Genomic DNA, 17,250 nt, shown 5'->3' with positions numbered 1-17,250 from the left:
CCGCGACGGCGCCGCGGCCCTCGCCCTGCCCACCGACCTGGCCGCCTACCACGCGGGCCCGGTCCCGGGCGAGATCGACGCCTGCCTGCTCCGCCGCCTGGCCGCCGAACTGCGCCGGGCGGGACTGGAGGAGCCGCGCCACGGCATCTCCCGGTGGACGGAACAGCAGGGCGTCGACGCACGGTTCGACGGCTGGCTCGCGGCCACCCTGCGCACGCTCGCCGAGCACGGAATGATCGACGATCAGGGCCGCTGGAGCACCGGCAGCCCGACCGCCCGGGACGCCGCTGCCTGCCGCGCCGACTGGGCCGCGCGGACGCCCCGTTGGGCCGCCGCCAACCCCGATCTGCGCGCACCGCTGCACCTGCTGGACCAGACGCTGCCCGCGCTCGCCGACATCCTGCGCGGCCGGGTGCGCGCCACCGACGTGCTGTTCCCCCAGGGGGAGTTCTCCCTCGTCGAAGGCGTCTACCGCGACAACCGCGTGGCCGCGCACTTCAACGCCGTCCTCGCCGAACACGTGGCGGCGTTCCTGCGCGCACGCCGGGACGCCGAACCGGGCGCCCGCCTGCGCGTACTGGAGATCGGCGCGGGGACCGGCGGAACCACGGGCCCGGTGCTCGAACGCCTCGCCCGCGAGGGGCTCGCCCTGGCCGAGTACTGCTTCACCGACCTGTCCCCGGCCTTCCTGCAGAACGCCCAGGACACCTTCGGACCGGGCCGCGACCACCTCACGTACCGCATCTTCGACGCGGCCCGGCCCCCGCACGACCAGGGGCTCGACACCGGCGCCTTCGACGTCGTCATCGCCGCCAACGTGCTGCACGCCACCGACAACATCCGCCCTGCCGTGCGGCACGCCAAGGCGCTGCTGCGCGGCAACGGAATGCTGGCCCTCAACGAGATCAGCAGTTTCTACCTCGTCAACCACCTCACCTTCGGCCTGCTCGACGGCTGGTGGCTCCACGACGACGCCGAACTGCGGGTGCCCGGCAGTCCCGCACTGTCGCCGGCGGCCTGGCAACTCGTACTGGAGCAGGAGGGCTTCACCGGCATCCGCCACCCCGCGCGAGACGCCCTGGCGCTCGGACAGCAGGTCGTCGTGGCTCACAGCGACGGTCTCGCCCGCAGCCCGCGCCTGCCCTCCGGAACGGCCGAGGTGAGCAGCCCGCCGGCCCGGCCGGCTCAGCCGTCGACGGCGGCGGCTGCGGCCCCCGCGTCCGCTGCGGCCCGGACCGTCCTGGACGTGGTCCTCGCCGAACTCGCCGACGCGCTGCGCATGCCCGCCGAACGGATCGGCCCGGACCGGGCGTTCGCCGACTACGGCCTCGACTCCATCGTCGGCGTCCGGTTCGTCCAGCGCCTGAACCAGCAGCTCGGGACCGACCTGCCGACCACCGTCATCTTCGACCACCGCAGCGTGACGCAGCTCGCCGCCCACATCGTCGAGAGCCACCGGCCGCAACTGGTCGCCCCGGCGGCACCGGCACCCGCCGCAGCGGCACCGGTGCCCGCACCGGATGTCGCCGGAGCACCGCCGCGCCCCGAAGGCCGCGAACCCATCGCCATCGTCGGGATCAGCGGCCGCTTCGCGCAGTCGGACGACACCGACGCCCTCTGGCAGCACCTCGCCGCCGGCCGCGACCTCGTCGGCCCGGTCGAACGGTGGGATCTCTCCGGCTACAGCCAGGACGAACTCTCCTGCCGGGCGGGCAGCTTCCTCGACGACATCGACCGGTTCGACGCCCGCTTCTTCAACCTGACCGGCCTCGAAGCCACCTACACCGACCCCCAGCAGCGGCTGTTCCTCGAACAGGCGTGGACGGCCATCGAGAACGCCGGCTACGCGGGCTCCTCCCTGGACGGCCGCCGGTGCGGCGTCTACGTCGGCTGCACCGGTGGCGACTACCCCCAGTGGTTCGAGGACGCGCCGCCCGCACAGGCGGCATGGGGCACCGCGCCCTCGGTCGTACCGGCGCGCATCGCCTACCACCTGAACCTCCAGGGCCCCGCCATCGCGGTCGACACGGCCTGCTCCAGCTCACTGGTCGCCCTCCACCTCGCCTGCCAGGGCCTGTGGAGCGGCGAAACCGACATGGCCCTCGCCGGAGGCGTCAGCGTCCAGACCACCCCCGACACCTACCTGGCGGCCGGCCGCGGCGGGATGCTCTCGCCCACCGGCAAGTGCCACACCTTCGACGCCGCCGCCGACGGATTCGTCCCCGGCGAGGGCGTGGGTGTCGTGGTGCTCCGCCGCCTGTCGGACGCACTGGCCGACGGCGACCACATCCACGCCGTGATCCGCGGCTCCGCCGTCAACCAGGACGGGGCGACCAACGGCATCACCGCACCCAGCGCCGTGTCGCAGGAGCGCCTGATCCGCCAGGTGCACACCGAATTCGGCATCGACCCGGCGGAGATCGGCATGGTCGAGGCGCACGGCACCGGCACCCAGCTCGGCGACCCCATCGAATGCCGGGCGCTGGTCGCCGCGTTCGGCACGGCCGGCGGCAGCGACACCTGCGCACTCGGCTCGATCAAGACGAACCTCGGCCACACCACCTCCGCCGCGGGCGTCGCGAGCCTGCTCAAGGTCGTGCTCTCCCTGCGCCACGGCCAGATCCCGCCGTCCCTCCACCACTACGAGACCAACCCCGCGATCCGACTCACCGAAAGTCCCTTCCACGTGAACACCACGCTGCGGCCGTGGCAGCCCAACGGCCAGGGCAGGCGCGTCGCGGCCCTGAGCGCGTTCGGCTTCAGCGGCACCAACGGCCATATGGTCGTGGAGAACGCTCCGGACCGTGACGGGCGCCGGGCGGCGGAGGGCGAGCTGCTGTTCGTCCTGTCCGCCCAGCAGCCCGAGGCGCTGCGCCGCCGCGCCGAGGACCTGCTCGCGTACCTGCGCCGCGCACCCGACGCCGCGCTGACCGACGTCAGCTACACCCTGGCGGCCGGCCGCGACCACTTCACCCACCGCGCGGCATTCGTCGCCGCCGACCGCGACACGCTCGCATTCCGGCTGGAGGGATGGCTGGCCGACGGGCGGAGCGAGACCGCGGGTGGGCGCGGCGACACCGCACCGGAGCGCGCCCGGGCCCGGTACCTCAACGGCGAACAGGTCGACTTCGCGCCGCTGTTCGCCGGTCTCGACGTGCGCCGCACGCCGCTGCCCAGCTACCCGTTCCAGCGCAAGAGCTACTGGCCGACGGCCGCCGCCCCGAGCCGGCGCCACCGGTCTCCGGAGGCCGCGAACGGCCCTGCCGCCGCCCCGTCACCCGAGCCGGCCCGGCCGGCCCCCGCGCCTCCGGCGCCGGACAGCGACGAGGCGACCGTGCGGTACCTGGCCGGCGACCTCCTGCTGGCCGAACTCTCCCGTGTGCTCATGATGGAGCCCGACGAGATCGACCCGCAGGCGTCCTTCTCCGACTACGGCGTGGACTCGATCCTCAGCGTCAAGCTCGTCGCGGCGGTGAACAACGCCCTCGACGTCGACCTGCCGAGCACCGCACTGTTCGAGCACAGCTCGCTCGACCGGCTGACGGACCACCTGGTCACCCGGTACGGGGCACAGGTGCGGTCCTGCGGTGCGCTGCGCGCCCCGCAGGCCGAGGCCGGAGCGGCCCCGGCGCGGGATGACCACGGGCACGCCGCCGCCGAGGCTCAGCCCGCCGCCCCTGTCGCCTCCGCCGGAACTCCCGTTGCTGCCCCAGCTGTTCCTGCCGTCCCCGTCGAGGCCCCCGATGCCCCTGCGGCCCCTGCGGACGGCCCGGCCGACGACGGCATCGCCGTGGTGGGCATCGCCGCCCGCTTCGCGCAGTCGCCCGATGCCGCCGCCCTGTGGGCGCACCTCGCCGCGGGCGACGACCTGGTGGGCGAGGTCACCCGCTGGGACATGGAAAAGGAGCTGGGCGCGGACGCCCCGCGCCAGTTCGGCAGCTTCGTCGACGACATCGAGCGCTTCGACGCCTGGTTCTTCCGCATGTCCGGCAAGGAGGCCACCTACACCGACCCGCAGCAGCGGATCTTCCTGGAGGAGTGCTGGCACGCCCTGGAGGATGCGGGATACGCCGGTGAACGGCTCGACGGCCGCGGCTGCGGCGTCTACGTCGGCGGCTCGCCCAGCGACTACCAGCAGCTGATCGGCGACGACGCGCCACCGCAGACACTGTGGGGCAACATCTCCTCGGTCATCGCCTCGCGGATCTCCTACTTCCTCGACCTGCAGGGGGCCGCGCTGTCGGTCGACACGGCCTGCTCCAGTTCGCTGGTGGCCGTTCACCAGGCATGCCAGGACCTCCGCCTGGGCAACACGTCCATGGCGCTGGCGGGCGGAGTCTTCGTCCAGTCCACGCCGATCTTCTACCGGTCCGCCGTACGGGCCAACATGCTGTCCGCCCACGGGCGTTGCCACACCTTCGACGAGCGCGCCGACGGCTTCGTGCCGGGGGAGGGCGCCGGCGTGGTCGTGCTCAAGAGGCTCGCCGACGCGCTGCGCGACGGCGACCAGGTCTACGGCGTGATCCGCGGCTCCGGCATGAACCAGGACGGCACCACCAACGGGCTCACCGCACCCAGCGCCGGATCGCAGGAACGCCTCCTGCGCGGCGTCCACGAGCGTGCCGGCGTCGACCCCGCCGGAATCCAGCTGATCGAGGCGCACGGGACCGGCACGCCGCTGGGCGACCCCATCGAATTCGCGGCCCTGCGCGCCGCGTTCGCAGACGCGCCCGAGGGCGGCTGCGCCCTGGGGTCCGTCAAGACCAACCTGGGGCACACCCAGTTCGCCGCCGGCGTGGCCGGCGTCATCAAGGTGCTGCTGGCGCTCAGGAACGAGCAACTGCCCCCGTCGCTGCACTTCCAGCGGGTCAACCCGGCGATCACGCTGGAGGGCAGCCCCTTCTACGTCAACACCGCACTGCGCCCGTGGCCCGCCCCCGCCGACGGTCCGCGCCGCGCCGGCGTCAGCTCGTTCGGCGCCGCGGGCACCAACGCGCACGCACTGATCGAACAGGCCCCCGCCGTGCGGACCGCCGGGCACCGGCCGCGGCAGGGCTGGCTGATCGTCCTGTCGGCACAGGACGCCGCCGGCCGCCGCGCCCAGGCCGAGCGGCTGCTGGCCCACTTCCTCGCCCACGAGGACCTGGACCTGGGCGAGGTGGCCTACACGCTGGCCACCGGCCGCCGCCACTGCAGCCACCGCTGGGCGTGCGTGGCCACCGACCGCGAGCAACTCGTCGCCGCCCTGCGGACCTGGCTGCGCGACGGCCGGGCCGAGGACGTCGTCACCGGCGAGGCGCCCGACGGGCACCGCCGCCAGGACCCCGCCGTGCAGGCCCGCGCCGGCCGCCTGATGGCCGAGCCCGACGGTCACGACGGCCTCACCGAGCTGGCCGGGCTCTTCGCCCGGGGCCAGGACCTGCGATTCGCCGCGCTCTTCGACGACGGCGGCTTCCGCATCGTGTCCCTTCCGGCGTACCCGTTCGCGGGCGAGCGCTACTGGATCGGATCGCGTCCGGCGGCCCCCGCCGCGACCCCGGCCCCCGTCGCGGCCCCGTCGCCGCTGAAAGGCCGCCGGCTGACCGGTGATCCCGGCTCGCCGTCCTTCGCCGTCGAGTTGACCGGCCGCGAGTTCTTCCTCGACGACCACCGGGTGCGCAACACACCGGTGCTCCCCGGCGTCGCCTACCTGGAGCTGGCGTACGCGGCGGCCCGGGCCGAGGGCGTCGACCCCGCCAACGCCCGCCTGCGCAACGTGGTCTGGTCGCGCCCCGCACGGATCACCGAGCCGACCCCCGTCGAGATCGCGCTGCGGCCGTGCGGGGACGGCGCCTTCACCTACGAGATCACCACCGCGTCCGACGGCGAACCGCCCGTGGTCCACGGGCAGGGACGCATCGAACGGTGCGCGGCGCCGGCACCCGCACGCCTGGACATCGCCGCGCTGCGCACCCGGTGCGACCTGCGCACGGTGGAACACGAGGACTGCTACCGGCTCTTCGACCGCATGGGCATCGGCTACGGCCCGGCCATGCGGGGCGTCCGGCGGATCCACGTCGGCACCGGATTGGCCGTCGCCCGCCTGAGCCTGCCGCAGGCCGCCCGGGACGGCGCCGACTGGGACCTGCACCCCTCGATGCTCGACGCCGCCGTACAGGCCACCCTGGGCCTGTCGCTGGCCGAGGACACCGACAGCGTGGCGGCGGCACTGCCCTTCGTCCTGGAGGAGGTGCAGCTGCTCGCGCCCGGCCCGGACCACGGGTGGGCGGTGGTGCGGCCCGCGGCGGGCGACCACGGCGGAGCCGTGCGCCGCATCGACATCGAACTGTGCGGCGACGACGGCGAGGTGTGCGTACGCCTGCGCGGGTTCACCGCACGCATCCTGTCCACCGGTGACGATCCCGCCGGAAGGGAGAACACAGGGGACGCGACGCTCACCCTGATGCGCGCCGGCTGGCGCCCGGCCGAGCCCACCCGGACCTCGCCGCCCCCGGTGCGGCACGAGGTGCTGCTCGGCGGACTCGCCGGCACCGACCCCGCAGCGGTCCGGGACGGGCTCGGTGTCCCCTGCACCGCACTGCCCGCCGAAGGAGACCTGGCCCGCCGCTTCACCCGCCAGGCCGAGACGGTGCTGGCCCGGCTCCGGCAACTCGTCCCGGCCACCCGCGACGGCCGGGTCCTGCTCCAGGTGGTCGTCCCCGCCGACGGCGAGAACCGGGTCCTCGCGGGCCTGGGCGGCCTGCTGCGCACGGCCCGCATGGAGCACCCCGGGCTGCTGGCCCAACTCGTCGAGGTGGAGACGCCCGTCGACACCGCGGCGCTGTGCGAGCGGCTGCGCCAGGACGCGGCGAGCGCCGACGACGTGGCCGTGCGGTACTCCGGCGGCCGGCGCGAGGTGCCGCAGTGGACGGCCGTCGACGACGCCCCGCCGGCCCGCCCATGGAAGGCCGGCGGCGTCTACCTCCTCACCGGGGGAGCCGGCGGGCTCGGCGCACTGTTCGCCCGCGAGATCGCCCGGCAGGCGCCCGGCGCCACCCTCGTGCTCTGCGGGCGCTCGCCGGAAGGCCCCGCGCAGCGTGAACTCCTGGGCGAACTACGCGGCTTGGGAGCCTCCGCCACCTACCGGGTGCTGGACGTCGCCCGGCGCGACGCCGTGACCGCCTGCGTGCGCACCGTCGTCGCCGAGCACGGCCGCCTCGACGGCGTCGTGCACACCGCCGGCGTGGTGCGCGACGGCTACCTGGCCCGTAAGACCGCCGAAGAGCTGCGGGAGGTCCTCGCCGCCAAGGTCGCCGGCTTCGTCCACCTCGACGAGGCCACCGCCGCCCTCGACCTGGACTGCTTCATCGGATTCTCCTCCCTGTCGGCCTACGGCAACCAGGGCCAGGGCGACTACGCGGCCGCCAACGCCTTCATGGACGCCTACGCCGGCCTCCGCCACGAGCGGGTGGCCGGGGGCGAGCGCCACGGCCGCACCCTGGTCGTCGGCTGGCCCCTGTGGGCCGACGGCGGCATGACGGTCGACGCCGCCACCGAACGCCGCCTGCACGACAGTGTCGGCATGGTGCCGATGCGCGCGCCGCACGGTGTGGAGGCGCTGGTACGCGCCTATGGCACCGGCGACCCGCACGTCCTGGCCGTCTTCGGCGACCGCGCCCGCATCGACGCCACCCTCCTGGCCGCCCCGGAGCCCACCGGCACCGCACCGGCGGTGACCGCACCCGACCGCGCAGACCTGCACGCGAAGGTCCTCGGCCGGGCCATCGGCCACGCCTCCGCCGTGCTGCGCGTGCCGGCGGCGGAGTTCGACGGCGCGGTGGAACTGAGCGAGTACGGGTTCGACCCGGTCTCGCTCACCGCGTTCGCCGCCCGCCTCACCACGGAGTTCGGGCTCCCGCCCGAGCCCAAGCCCTTCCCCGAACACCTCACCCTGGGAGAGGTCGTGGACCATCTGCTCGACAACCACCCCGATCGCTTCGGGACGGTCCCGCCGGCTCCTGCGCCCGAGCGCGCCGCCGGCCCCGAAAGCGGCGCCGCGCCGGTCGCGGCGGCCGACCGGGAGCAGCGGCACCGGGCACTGCTCAAGAAGCTGATCGCCCGTGTGTCCACCCTGCTGGACGTGCCCGCCGAGCGGATCACCGGCACGGCCGAGATGACCCGCTACGGTTTCGACTCCCTCTCGTTCATCGGCTTCGCCAATGAACTCAACGCCGAGTTCGGGCTCTCGCTGGCACCGACCCTGTTCTTCGAGAACCCCACCCTCGACGGGGTCGTCGACCACCTCCTCGACCACCACGCCGACCGCGTCGCCGCCACCGCGGGGCGGCCGAACGCACCGCGCGCCGCGGTCCCGGCCGCCCTGGAGCCCGCCGCAGCCGTCACCGCCAACTCCCGTACGGGCGCGCCCGGGAACGAGCCGATCGCCGTCATCGGCATCAGCGGCCGCTTCCCGATGGCCGACGACCTCGACGCGTTCTGGGAGAACCTCAGCGAGGGCCGCGACTGCACCCGTGAGGTCCCCGCGGACCGCTGGGACTGGCGCGCCCACTACGGCGACCCCCTCAAGGAGCCCAACACCTCCCACGTGACCTCCGGTGGATTCATGGACGGCGTCGGCGACTTCGACCCGCTGTTCTTCGACATCTCACCCAAGGAAGCGGAGCTGATGGACCCGCAGCAGCGGCTCCTGATGCTGTACGTGTGGAAGGCGCTGGAGGACGCCGGGTACGCGGCGGGCGCCCTCGCCGGCTCCAACACGGCCCTGATCGCCGGCACCACCAGCACCGGCTACAGCACCCTCGTCACCCGGTACTCGCCGGTGATCGAGGGATACGACATCACCGGCGCGGCCCCCTCGATGGGCCCGAACCGGATGAGCTACTTCCTCGACCTGCACGGTCCGAGCGAGCCCGTCGACACGGCCTGTTCGAGTGCGCTCGTCGCGCTGCACCGTGCCGTCCAGGCCATCCGCGACGGCCAGTCGGACATGGCCATCGCCGGCGGCGTCAACACCATGGTCAGCGTCGACGGGCACATCAGCATCTCCAAGGCGGGCATGCTGAGCCCCGAGGGCCGGTGCAAGACCTTCTCGGAGGGGGCGGACGGCTATGCCCGTGGTGAGGGTGTGGGCATGCTGGTGCTCAAGAGCCTGTCGGCGGCCGAGCGGGACGGCGACCACATCTACGGTCTGATCCGCTCGACGGCCGAGAACCACGGTGGCCGGGGCAGCTCCCTGACCGCGCCCAACCCCAAGGCCCAGGCCGCCCTGTTGCGGGAGGCATACGGGAAGGCGGGGATCGACCCGCGGACGGTCGGCTACATCGAGGCCCACGGCACCGGCACCAAGCTCGGAGACCCGGTCGAGATCAACGGGCTCAAGGCGGCCTTCCGGGAGCTGTACGAGGAGCAGGGCGCGGTGGTGGAGGAGGCGCACTGCGGCGTCGGTTCGGTGAAGACGAACATAGGTCACCTCGAACTGGCGGCGGGTGTCGCGGGTGTGATCAAGGTGCTGTTGCAGATGCGGCACCGCACGCTGGTCAAGAGCCTGCACTGCGAGACCGTCAACCCCTACATCGACCTGGGCGGCAGCCCGTTCCACCTCGTACGCGAGCGCCAGCCCTGGCCGGCGTTGCACGACGCGGAAGGCCGTGAGCTGCCGCGCCGGGCCGGGGTGAGTTCCTTCGGCTTCGGCGGCGTCAACGCCCATGTCGTCCTTGAGGAATACGTGCCGCACACCGCCCCCGAGCCGGACCGGGCGCCCGCCGCACCGGTCCCCGTCGTCCTGTCGGCGAACCACCCCGACGTGCTGTGCGAACTCGCCGCCCGCTGGGTGGACGTCCTGCGCCGCGGCGACTACGACGACACCGACATGGTGGCGATCGCCCACACCACTCAGACCGGACGCACGCCCATGACCGAGCGCCTCGCATGCCTGGTCCGCACGACAGACGAACTGCGGGAGGCGCTGGAGTCCTGGCTGCGCGGCGAGCCCGCGGCCGACGTCTTCCGCGGCACGGTCCCACGCGGCGTCGATCTGCCGGACGCACCCGCCGGGTTCGGCCCGCGGGACGACCACGCCACCGCGGGCCGGCAGGACTGGGCCCGCCTGCTTCAGGCATGGGTGAACGGCGCCCCCTTCGACTGGGACCGCCTCCACAAGGGACGCCGCCCGCGCCGGATCGCCCTGCCGACCTACCCGTTCCGCCTCCGGCGCTACTGGGTCGACACCACACGCCCCGCGAACGGCACGCAACCGGCGGCACTGCACCCGCTGGTGCACACGAACACGTCGGACCTCAACGAACACCGCTACACCTCGCACTTCACCGGCCGCGAGTTCTTCCTGACCGACCACCGCGTGCGAACCCGGGTGCGGGAGACGGTCGCCGGCTGGCGACCCGGCCTCCGGCCCACCGCCTCCGACAGCGCCGCGGACGCCGTGCCGGTGCTGCCGGCAGTGGCCTACCTGGAGATGGCGCGCGCGGCCGCGGTCCAGGCGGCCGGCGGCGACGAACGCGCCTGGTCGCTGAAGCTGGCCTCCTGGCTGCGCCCGCTCACCGTCGAGAAGGCGACCGATGTGCACACCGCGCTGACCACCCGGGCCGACGGCGGCCTCAACTACGAGGTGTACACGGTGGACGAGGACGGCGAACGTGTCGCCTTCGGCCGCGGCCAGCTGCGGCGCGCCACCGAAGCCCCTGCCGAGCGGCTCGACCTCGCGGCCCTGCGCGCGCAGTGCGACGGCCCCGTGCTCGACGCCGCGAGCTGCTACGCGCGCTTCACCGGCATCGGCATGGCCTACGGCCCGGCGCTGCGCGGCATCGAGCGCCTGCACGCCGGGTCGCGGCAGTCGGTGGTGCGGCTGAAGCTGCCCGCCGCCGCGTCCCGCGACGACGGCTGCGTACTCAACCCGGGCATGCTCGACGCCGCTCTGCAAGCCACGGTCGGCCTCTTCCTCGACGACCCCGGCACGCCGCGCACGGCACTGCCGTTCGCCCTGGGCGAGTTGGAGGTGCTGCGGGCGGTCCCGCGCACCGGCTGGGGTGTCGTCCGCTTCGCCGAGGACGACCACGGGGGCGCGGTGCGCCGCCTCGACCTCGACCTCTGCGACGACGACGGCGAGGTGTGCGTACGCGTCCGCGGCTTCAGCGTCCGCACACTCGGCGGCAGCGAGCCCACCGGTGACGGCGAGCCCACCCCGCTCGCCGCACCCGCCCCCGAGCCGTCGTCGGGGGCCGACGACGCCCACCTGCTGGACCTGATCGAAGCCATTGGCCGACGCGAGTTGAGCGCGGATGAATTCAAGAGGAGCCTGGCATGAGCACCACCCGCATCACATCCCTGGACGACCTGCACCGGCTCATTCGCGAGGGACAGGTGGGGCAGGACGAAGCGCTCCGCCTGCTCCGCGACTGGAAGCAGGCACAGGCACAGGAGCAGACACCGTCGCAGGAGCAGACACCGGCGCAAGCCGCACGGCCGGCTGACATCGCCGACACCGAGGACCTGACCGAACGGGTCTGCGCCGTCGTGGTGGAGAAGGTCTGCGAGCTGCTGAAGGTCACCACGGCCGACCTGGACGTGAACGTCGAACTCAGCGAGTACGGGCTCGACTCCCTCGTCATCACCCAGCTGGTGAACATGGTGAACGACTCCCTCGGCCTGGAGCTCGTGCCCACCGTGCTGTTCGAGCACCCGACGATCCGTGCCTTCGGCACCCACCTGACCGACGAGTACGGACCCGCGCTGGCCACCCGCCTGGGGCTGTGGTCGCCCGGCGCCGCCGCGGAGCCCCGGTCCGTCGGACCCGTTGGCATGCCTGTGCCGCCCGCGACCGTCCCCGCATCGGCGGCGGTACCCGACCCCGCGCCGGCCGACCGGCGGGACGACCCCATCGCGGTGGTGGGCATGAGCGGCCGGTTCCCCCAGGCCGAGGACCTCGACGCCTTCTGGCGGAACCTGCGCGACGGCCGTGACTGCATCGCGGAAGTCCCCGCCGACCGGTGGGACTGGCGCGCCCTCTTCGGCGACCCCCTCCAGGAACCGGGCCGCACCAACGTGAAGTGGGGCGGCTTCATGGACGGCGTCGCCGACTTCGATCCGCTGTTCTTCGGCATCGCTCCGCGGGACGCCGTCCATATGGACCCGCAGCAGCGCCTGCTGATGCTGTACGTGTGGAAGGCGCTGGAGGACGCCGGCTACGCCGCCGACTCCCTGGCCGGGAGCAGCCTCGGCCTGTTCGTCGGCACCGGCGACACCGGCTACGGCCTGCTCTCCGAGCGCAGCACCGGCCGCGGCGGGAGCGTCACGCCCACCGGCAGTGTCCCCTCCGTCGGCCCGAACCGGATGAGCTACTTCCTGGACGTGCACGGTCCGAGCGAGCCCGTCGAGACCGCCTGTTCGAGTTCCCTGGTCGCCATGCACCGCGGCGTCGTCTCGATCGAACGCGGCGAGTGCGACATGGCCGTCGTCGGCGGCGTCAACACCATGGTGATCCCCGACGGCCATGTCAGCTTCGGCAAGTCCGGCATGCTGAGCCCCGAGGGCCGGTGCAAGACCTTCTCGGAGGGGGCGGACGGCTATGCCCGTGGTGAGGGTGTGGGCATGCTGGTGCTCAAGAGCCTGTCGGCGGCCGAGCGGGACGGCGATCACATCTACGGTCTGATCCGCTCGACGGCCGAGAACCACGGCGGCCGGGGCAGCTCCCTGACCGCGCCCAACCCCAAGGCCCAGGCCGCGCTGATCCGGCGCGCCTACCGCACCGCGGGCATCGACCCGCGGACGGTCGGCTACATCGAGGCCCACGGCACCGGCACCAAGCTCGGCGACCCGATCGAGATCGACGGGCTCAAGGCGGCCTTCCGGGAGCTGTACGAGGAGCAGGGCGCGGTGGTGGAGGAGGCGCACTGCGGCGTCGGTTCGGTGAAGACGAACATCGGTCATCTCGAACTGGCGGCGGGTGTCGCGGGTGTGATCAAGGTGCTGTTGCAGATGCGGCACCGCACGCTGGTCAAGAGCCTGCACTGCGAGACCGTCAACCCCTACATCGACCTGGGCGGCAGCCCGTTCCACCTCGTACGCGAGCGCCAGCCCTGGCCGGCGTTGCACGACGCGGAAGGCCGTGAGCTGCCGCGCCGGGCCGGGGTGAGTTCCTTCGGCTTCGGCGGCGTCAACGCCCATGTCGTCCTTGAGGAATACGTGCCGCGCACCGTACCGCCGGTGAGCACACCGGGCCCGGTGGCCGTCGTCCTGTCGGCCCCGGAGCCCGAGACGCTGCGGGCCCGGGCCCGGCAGCTGTCCGACTGGATCGCCTCGGGCAGGGTCGGCGAGTCCGACCTGCCGGACCTCGCCCACACCCTTCAGGTGGGCCGCGTCGCGATGGAGGAGCGCCTAGCCTTCCTGACCCCCTCGCTCGCCGACCTGCGCGAGCGGCTGGACGCCTTCCTCGACGGCGGCAGCGCACCGGGCCTGCACACCGGGCGGGCGCAGCGCCAGGCACCGTGGAACGAACTCGCCGGCGACGACGACATCGCCCTCGCCATCGACAGCTGGATAGCCAAGGGCAAGCTCGGACGCCTGCTCAAGCTCTGGGTCACCGGCTTCGACGTGGACTGGCGGCGCCTGTACGCCGGCCGGCCGATGCGGCGCATCCCGCTGCCCGCCTACCCGTTCACGCTGCGGCGCTACTGGATCGCCGACGCGAAGAGCACGACACGGACCCCGGCACCGGTGGCCGCGGCGCCGAGCCCGGCACCGTCGTCCCACCGCCGCGACCTGACCGGGAACGAGTTCTACGTGCGCGACCACCGGGTGGGGGACACCCCCGTCCTGCCCGGCGCCGCCTACCTCGAGTTCGCGCGCGACGCGCTCGTCCGGGCCAGGCCCGGAGCCACCGCCACGGGCGTGCGCCTGCGCGACGTGACCTGGCTGCGTCCCCTGGAGGCGACGGGACCGCGCACCCTCTCCGTCGACGTGGATCCGGCCGGCGGGTTCGAGGTGTACGCCCACGGTGCCGGCGACCGCGTCCTGCACGCGAAGGGCTCCGCACACGCCGACCCCGCCCTCCTCGCCTCCGACGACACCCACGACATCGACGCACTGCGCGCGAACCTCCCGTCCCGGCGCGACGGCGCCGAGTGCTACGCGCTGCTCGCGCGCACGGGGATGGGATACGGCCCCGCGTTCCGGGCCGTGCAGGAGCTGTACCACGATGGGGACACCGCCCTTGCGCGCCTGCTCCTCCCCGAGGCCGCGGCATCCTCGCTGACGCTCAACCCGGGCATGCTGGACGCCGCCCTGCAGGCGAGTGTGGGGCTGGCGCTCGGCGAGCCCGGCGACGCCCCGGAGGGGACGGCGCTCCCGTTCACCGTGCGCGAGGTACAGGTCCTGGCCCCGACTCCGGCCGAGGGCTGGGCACTTGTGCGCCGAGCCGGGGACGACCGCCGCGACACCGGCGTACGCCGGCTGGACATCGACCTCTGCGACACGCAGGGCAACGTCTGCGTGCGCCTGCTGGGCTTCGGCACACGCTGGAAGCCGGGCCCGGCGCCCCGCGCCGCCGAGCCGACCGCCACGCCCGCACTGCTGATCCAGGCGGACTGGCGCGAGAGCGCGGCACCGGAGCAGCCCGGCGACGACGTCGAGCGGCACGTCGTCCTGTGCGAACTCCCGGCGATGGACGCCACCGCGCTCGGCACGGCACTGGACGGCGCCACCTGCGAAACCTGGCAGGCCCGCGGCGAGACCGGCACCCGCTACACCGAATACGCCGAGCGGCTGCTGGAGTTGCTGCGCGCCAAGGCGCAGGAGCCCGCCCGGCCGCCGCGCCTGATCCAGGTCGTCACCCCCGCGCGCACGCCCTGGCTGGGCGGGCTGAGCGGCATGCTCCGCACGGCGCGCATGGAGCATCCCAAGCTGCTGACGCAGTGGATCGCCCTGGACGGCGACGGCGACCTGGCCGTGTCCGAGCTGGCCGGACGGCTGCGGCGCGACGGCGCCGACACGGCCGAGGAGGCCGTGCGTTACGAGGGGGGACGCCGGCAGGTCTCCCAGTGGCACGAAGTCGCGCCGGTCGCCCCCGTACTGCCCTGGCGCGACGGCGGCGTCTACCTGCTGACCGGCGGCGCCGGCGGGCTCGGCGCCCTGTTCGCGGAGGACATCGCCCGCCGCGTCGCGACCCCCACCCTCGTCCTGTGCGGCCGCACCCCGCTCGGCCCCGCACAGCAGGAACTGCTCACCGCACTGCGCGACTTGGGCGCCCGGGCCGACTACCGTGTGCTCGATGTCGCCGACCGCGCGGACGTGACCGAGGCCGTACGCGCCGTCCGGGCCGAGTACGGCGCGCTGCACGGCATCGTCCACGCCGCCGGAGTGCTGCGCGACGGCTTCGTGGCCAGGAAGACCGCGGACGACCTCCGGGAGGTGTTCGCGGCCAAGGTGGCAGGGCTGTGCCACCTCGACGAGGCGACCGCCTCCGTCCCGCTCGACTGCTTCATCGGCTTCTCCTCCATGGCCGCCTTCGGCAACGTCGGACAGGCCGACTACGCGGCCGCCAACGCCTTCATGGACGGATACGCCGCCCACCGCGCCTCCCTGGTGGACCGGGGCAGCCGGTCGGGCCGCACCCTGGTCGTGAACTGGCCGCTGTGGGAGAAGGGCGGAATGGGCGCCGATCCGTCGACCGTCCAGCTCCTGGAGTCCGTGGGCATGCGGCCGATGCGCGCGTCCGTGGGCATCGACGCCCTGGACCGCGGTTGGGCGACCGGACTGCCCAGCGTCATCCCCCTCGACGGCGACCGGGCCCGGATGCGGGAGCGCTTCCTGCCGGTGCGTCCCGAGCCGGCGCCCACTGCCGAACCCGCGTCGGCCGCCGCGACGACACCGGCCACCGCACCGGTCCCCGAGCCGGCCGAGCCGTCGGACGTGGGAGCCGTCGTCGCGGACCTCATGGCGACGCTGCTGGAGGTCGACGTCGAGACCCTGCGATGGGACAAGTCCCTGGGCGACTACGGCTTCGACTCCATCTTCATGATGCAGTTCCTCAGCCAGGCGCAGACACACCTCGACGCGTCACTGACCCTCGACGTCATCGCCGACTGCGCAACGGTGCAGGAGATCGTCGACGCGATCACCGGCACGGCCTCCCGGGACACCGGTACGGCCGCCCCGGAGCCCGCTCGGACGGCCAGGGTCGAGGAGACCCCGGCAGCCGTCGCACCGGCCCTTGAAGCCGTCGCACCGGAACCGGCCCCGGTACGACGCGCCGAGCCCGCGTCGCCGCACGACTTCCCCGAACTGGTCCGGATGAACGGCGTCACCTCCGGCCGGCCGGTGTTCTGGGTCCACCACGGCAACGGCGGTGTGGAGTCCTACGCCCCGCTGGCCGCCCGCTGCCCGCGCCCCTTCTACGGCATCCAGCCGAAGGGCTGGATCGACTCCACCGACATCCTCACCGGGCAGTACGCCATGGCCGAGTACTACGCGTCCGTCATCCTCGCCGTACAGCCGGAGGGCCCGTACGACCTGGGCGGGTTCTCCCTGGGCGGCCTGTTCGCGTACGAGACCGTGCGGCAGCTCCAGTTGAAGGGCGCCGACGTGCGCACGCTGGTCATGCTGGACACGCTCGACGCCGAATCCACCAACAAGGCCAACGCCCTCATCGTGGGCGGGAACTTCGACGCCGACGTGGTCACCAAGGTGAGCGACTTCCGCGCCGTCAACCTGATCCTCGGCAACAACCGCTTCGACTCGCACGGCGGCGCCACCCCGATCCTGCGCCGTGACGAGGTCGACGCCACCCTGGACACCACGGCGTTCCTCGACTCCCTGATCGACGCCGCTCTCGCCCGCGGCATCGGCAAGACCGAGACCCAGCTGCGTTCCCGAGTCCGGCAGCTGTCCCGCTACTTGGAGGCCACACAGGGCGAGACGTACGCGGTGGACCCCCTGCCGCGGCGCGACGGACTGCGCTGCTACTACCTGCGCAACCGGGGCGGCAAGTTCTTCGGCGCTTTCGAGGAGCACATGGTCCTCTTCCCGAACCCCGACCTCCCCGTCGTCGACGGCATCACGTACTGGCGGGAGTGGGCCGACCGGATCGACGACTTCTTCACCATCGACGTCGACACCTCGATGCACGCCGAGGTCATGACGGCCCCGCAGTCGCTCGACAAGCTGATGCGCCTCTGCGACCGGCTCTACGCCGCCGAGGAAGCCACCGCCCCGGGAACCTCCGAACAGGGGGGCAACTGA

General features: G+C 73.4%; 2 protein-coding genes (1 of these 2 running past the window's edge). Both read left to right on the top strand.

Translation table 11 applies throughout. The features are described 5' to 3' along the window. Positions 1-11,320, top strand: the final stretch of a protein-coding gene (locus tag GR130_RS23230; RefSeq protein ID WP_159506482.1) for an SDR family NAD(P)-dependent oxidoreductase. 12,842 nt of this gene lie to the left of the window's left edge; the window shows 11,320 of its 24,162 coding nt (coding positions 12,843-24,162); its start codon lies beyond the left edge, outside the window; it ends in the stop codon at positions 11,318-11,320. Further along, complete coding sequence (locus GR130_RS23225) at positions 11,317-17,250, top strand: SDR family NAD(P)-dependent oxidoreductase (protein WP_159506481.1); 5,934 nt, start codon at positions 11,317-11,319, stop codon at positions 17,248-17,250. Before GR130_RS23230 ends, GR130_RS23225 begins: the two co-directional genes overlap by 4 nt.

The sequence above is a fragment of the Streptomyces sp. GS7 genome (assembly GCF_009834125.1).
Classification (GTDB): domain Bacteria; phylum Actinomycetota; class Actinomycetes; order Streptomycetales; family Streptomycetaceae; genus Streptomyces.
This window is presented reverse-complemented; position numbering and strand designations above follow the sequence as displayed.

What these genes read in the sequence shown, in the direction of transcription:
- GR130_RS23225 (WP_159506481.1), top strand. Translation starts at nt 11,317, where the DNA reads ATGAGCACCACCCGCATCACATCCCTGGACGACCTGCACCGGCTCATT.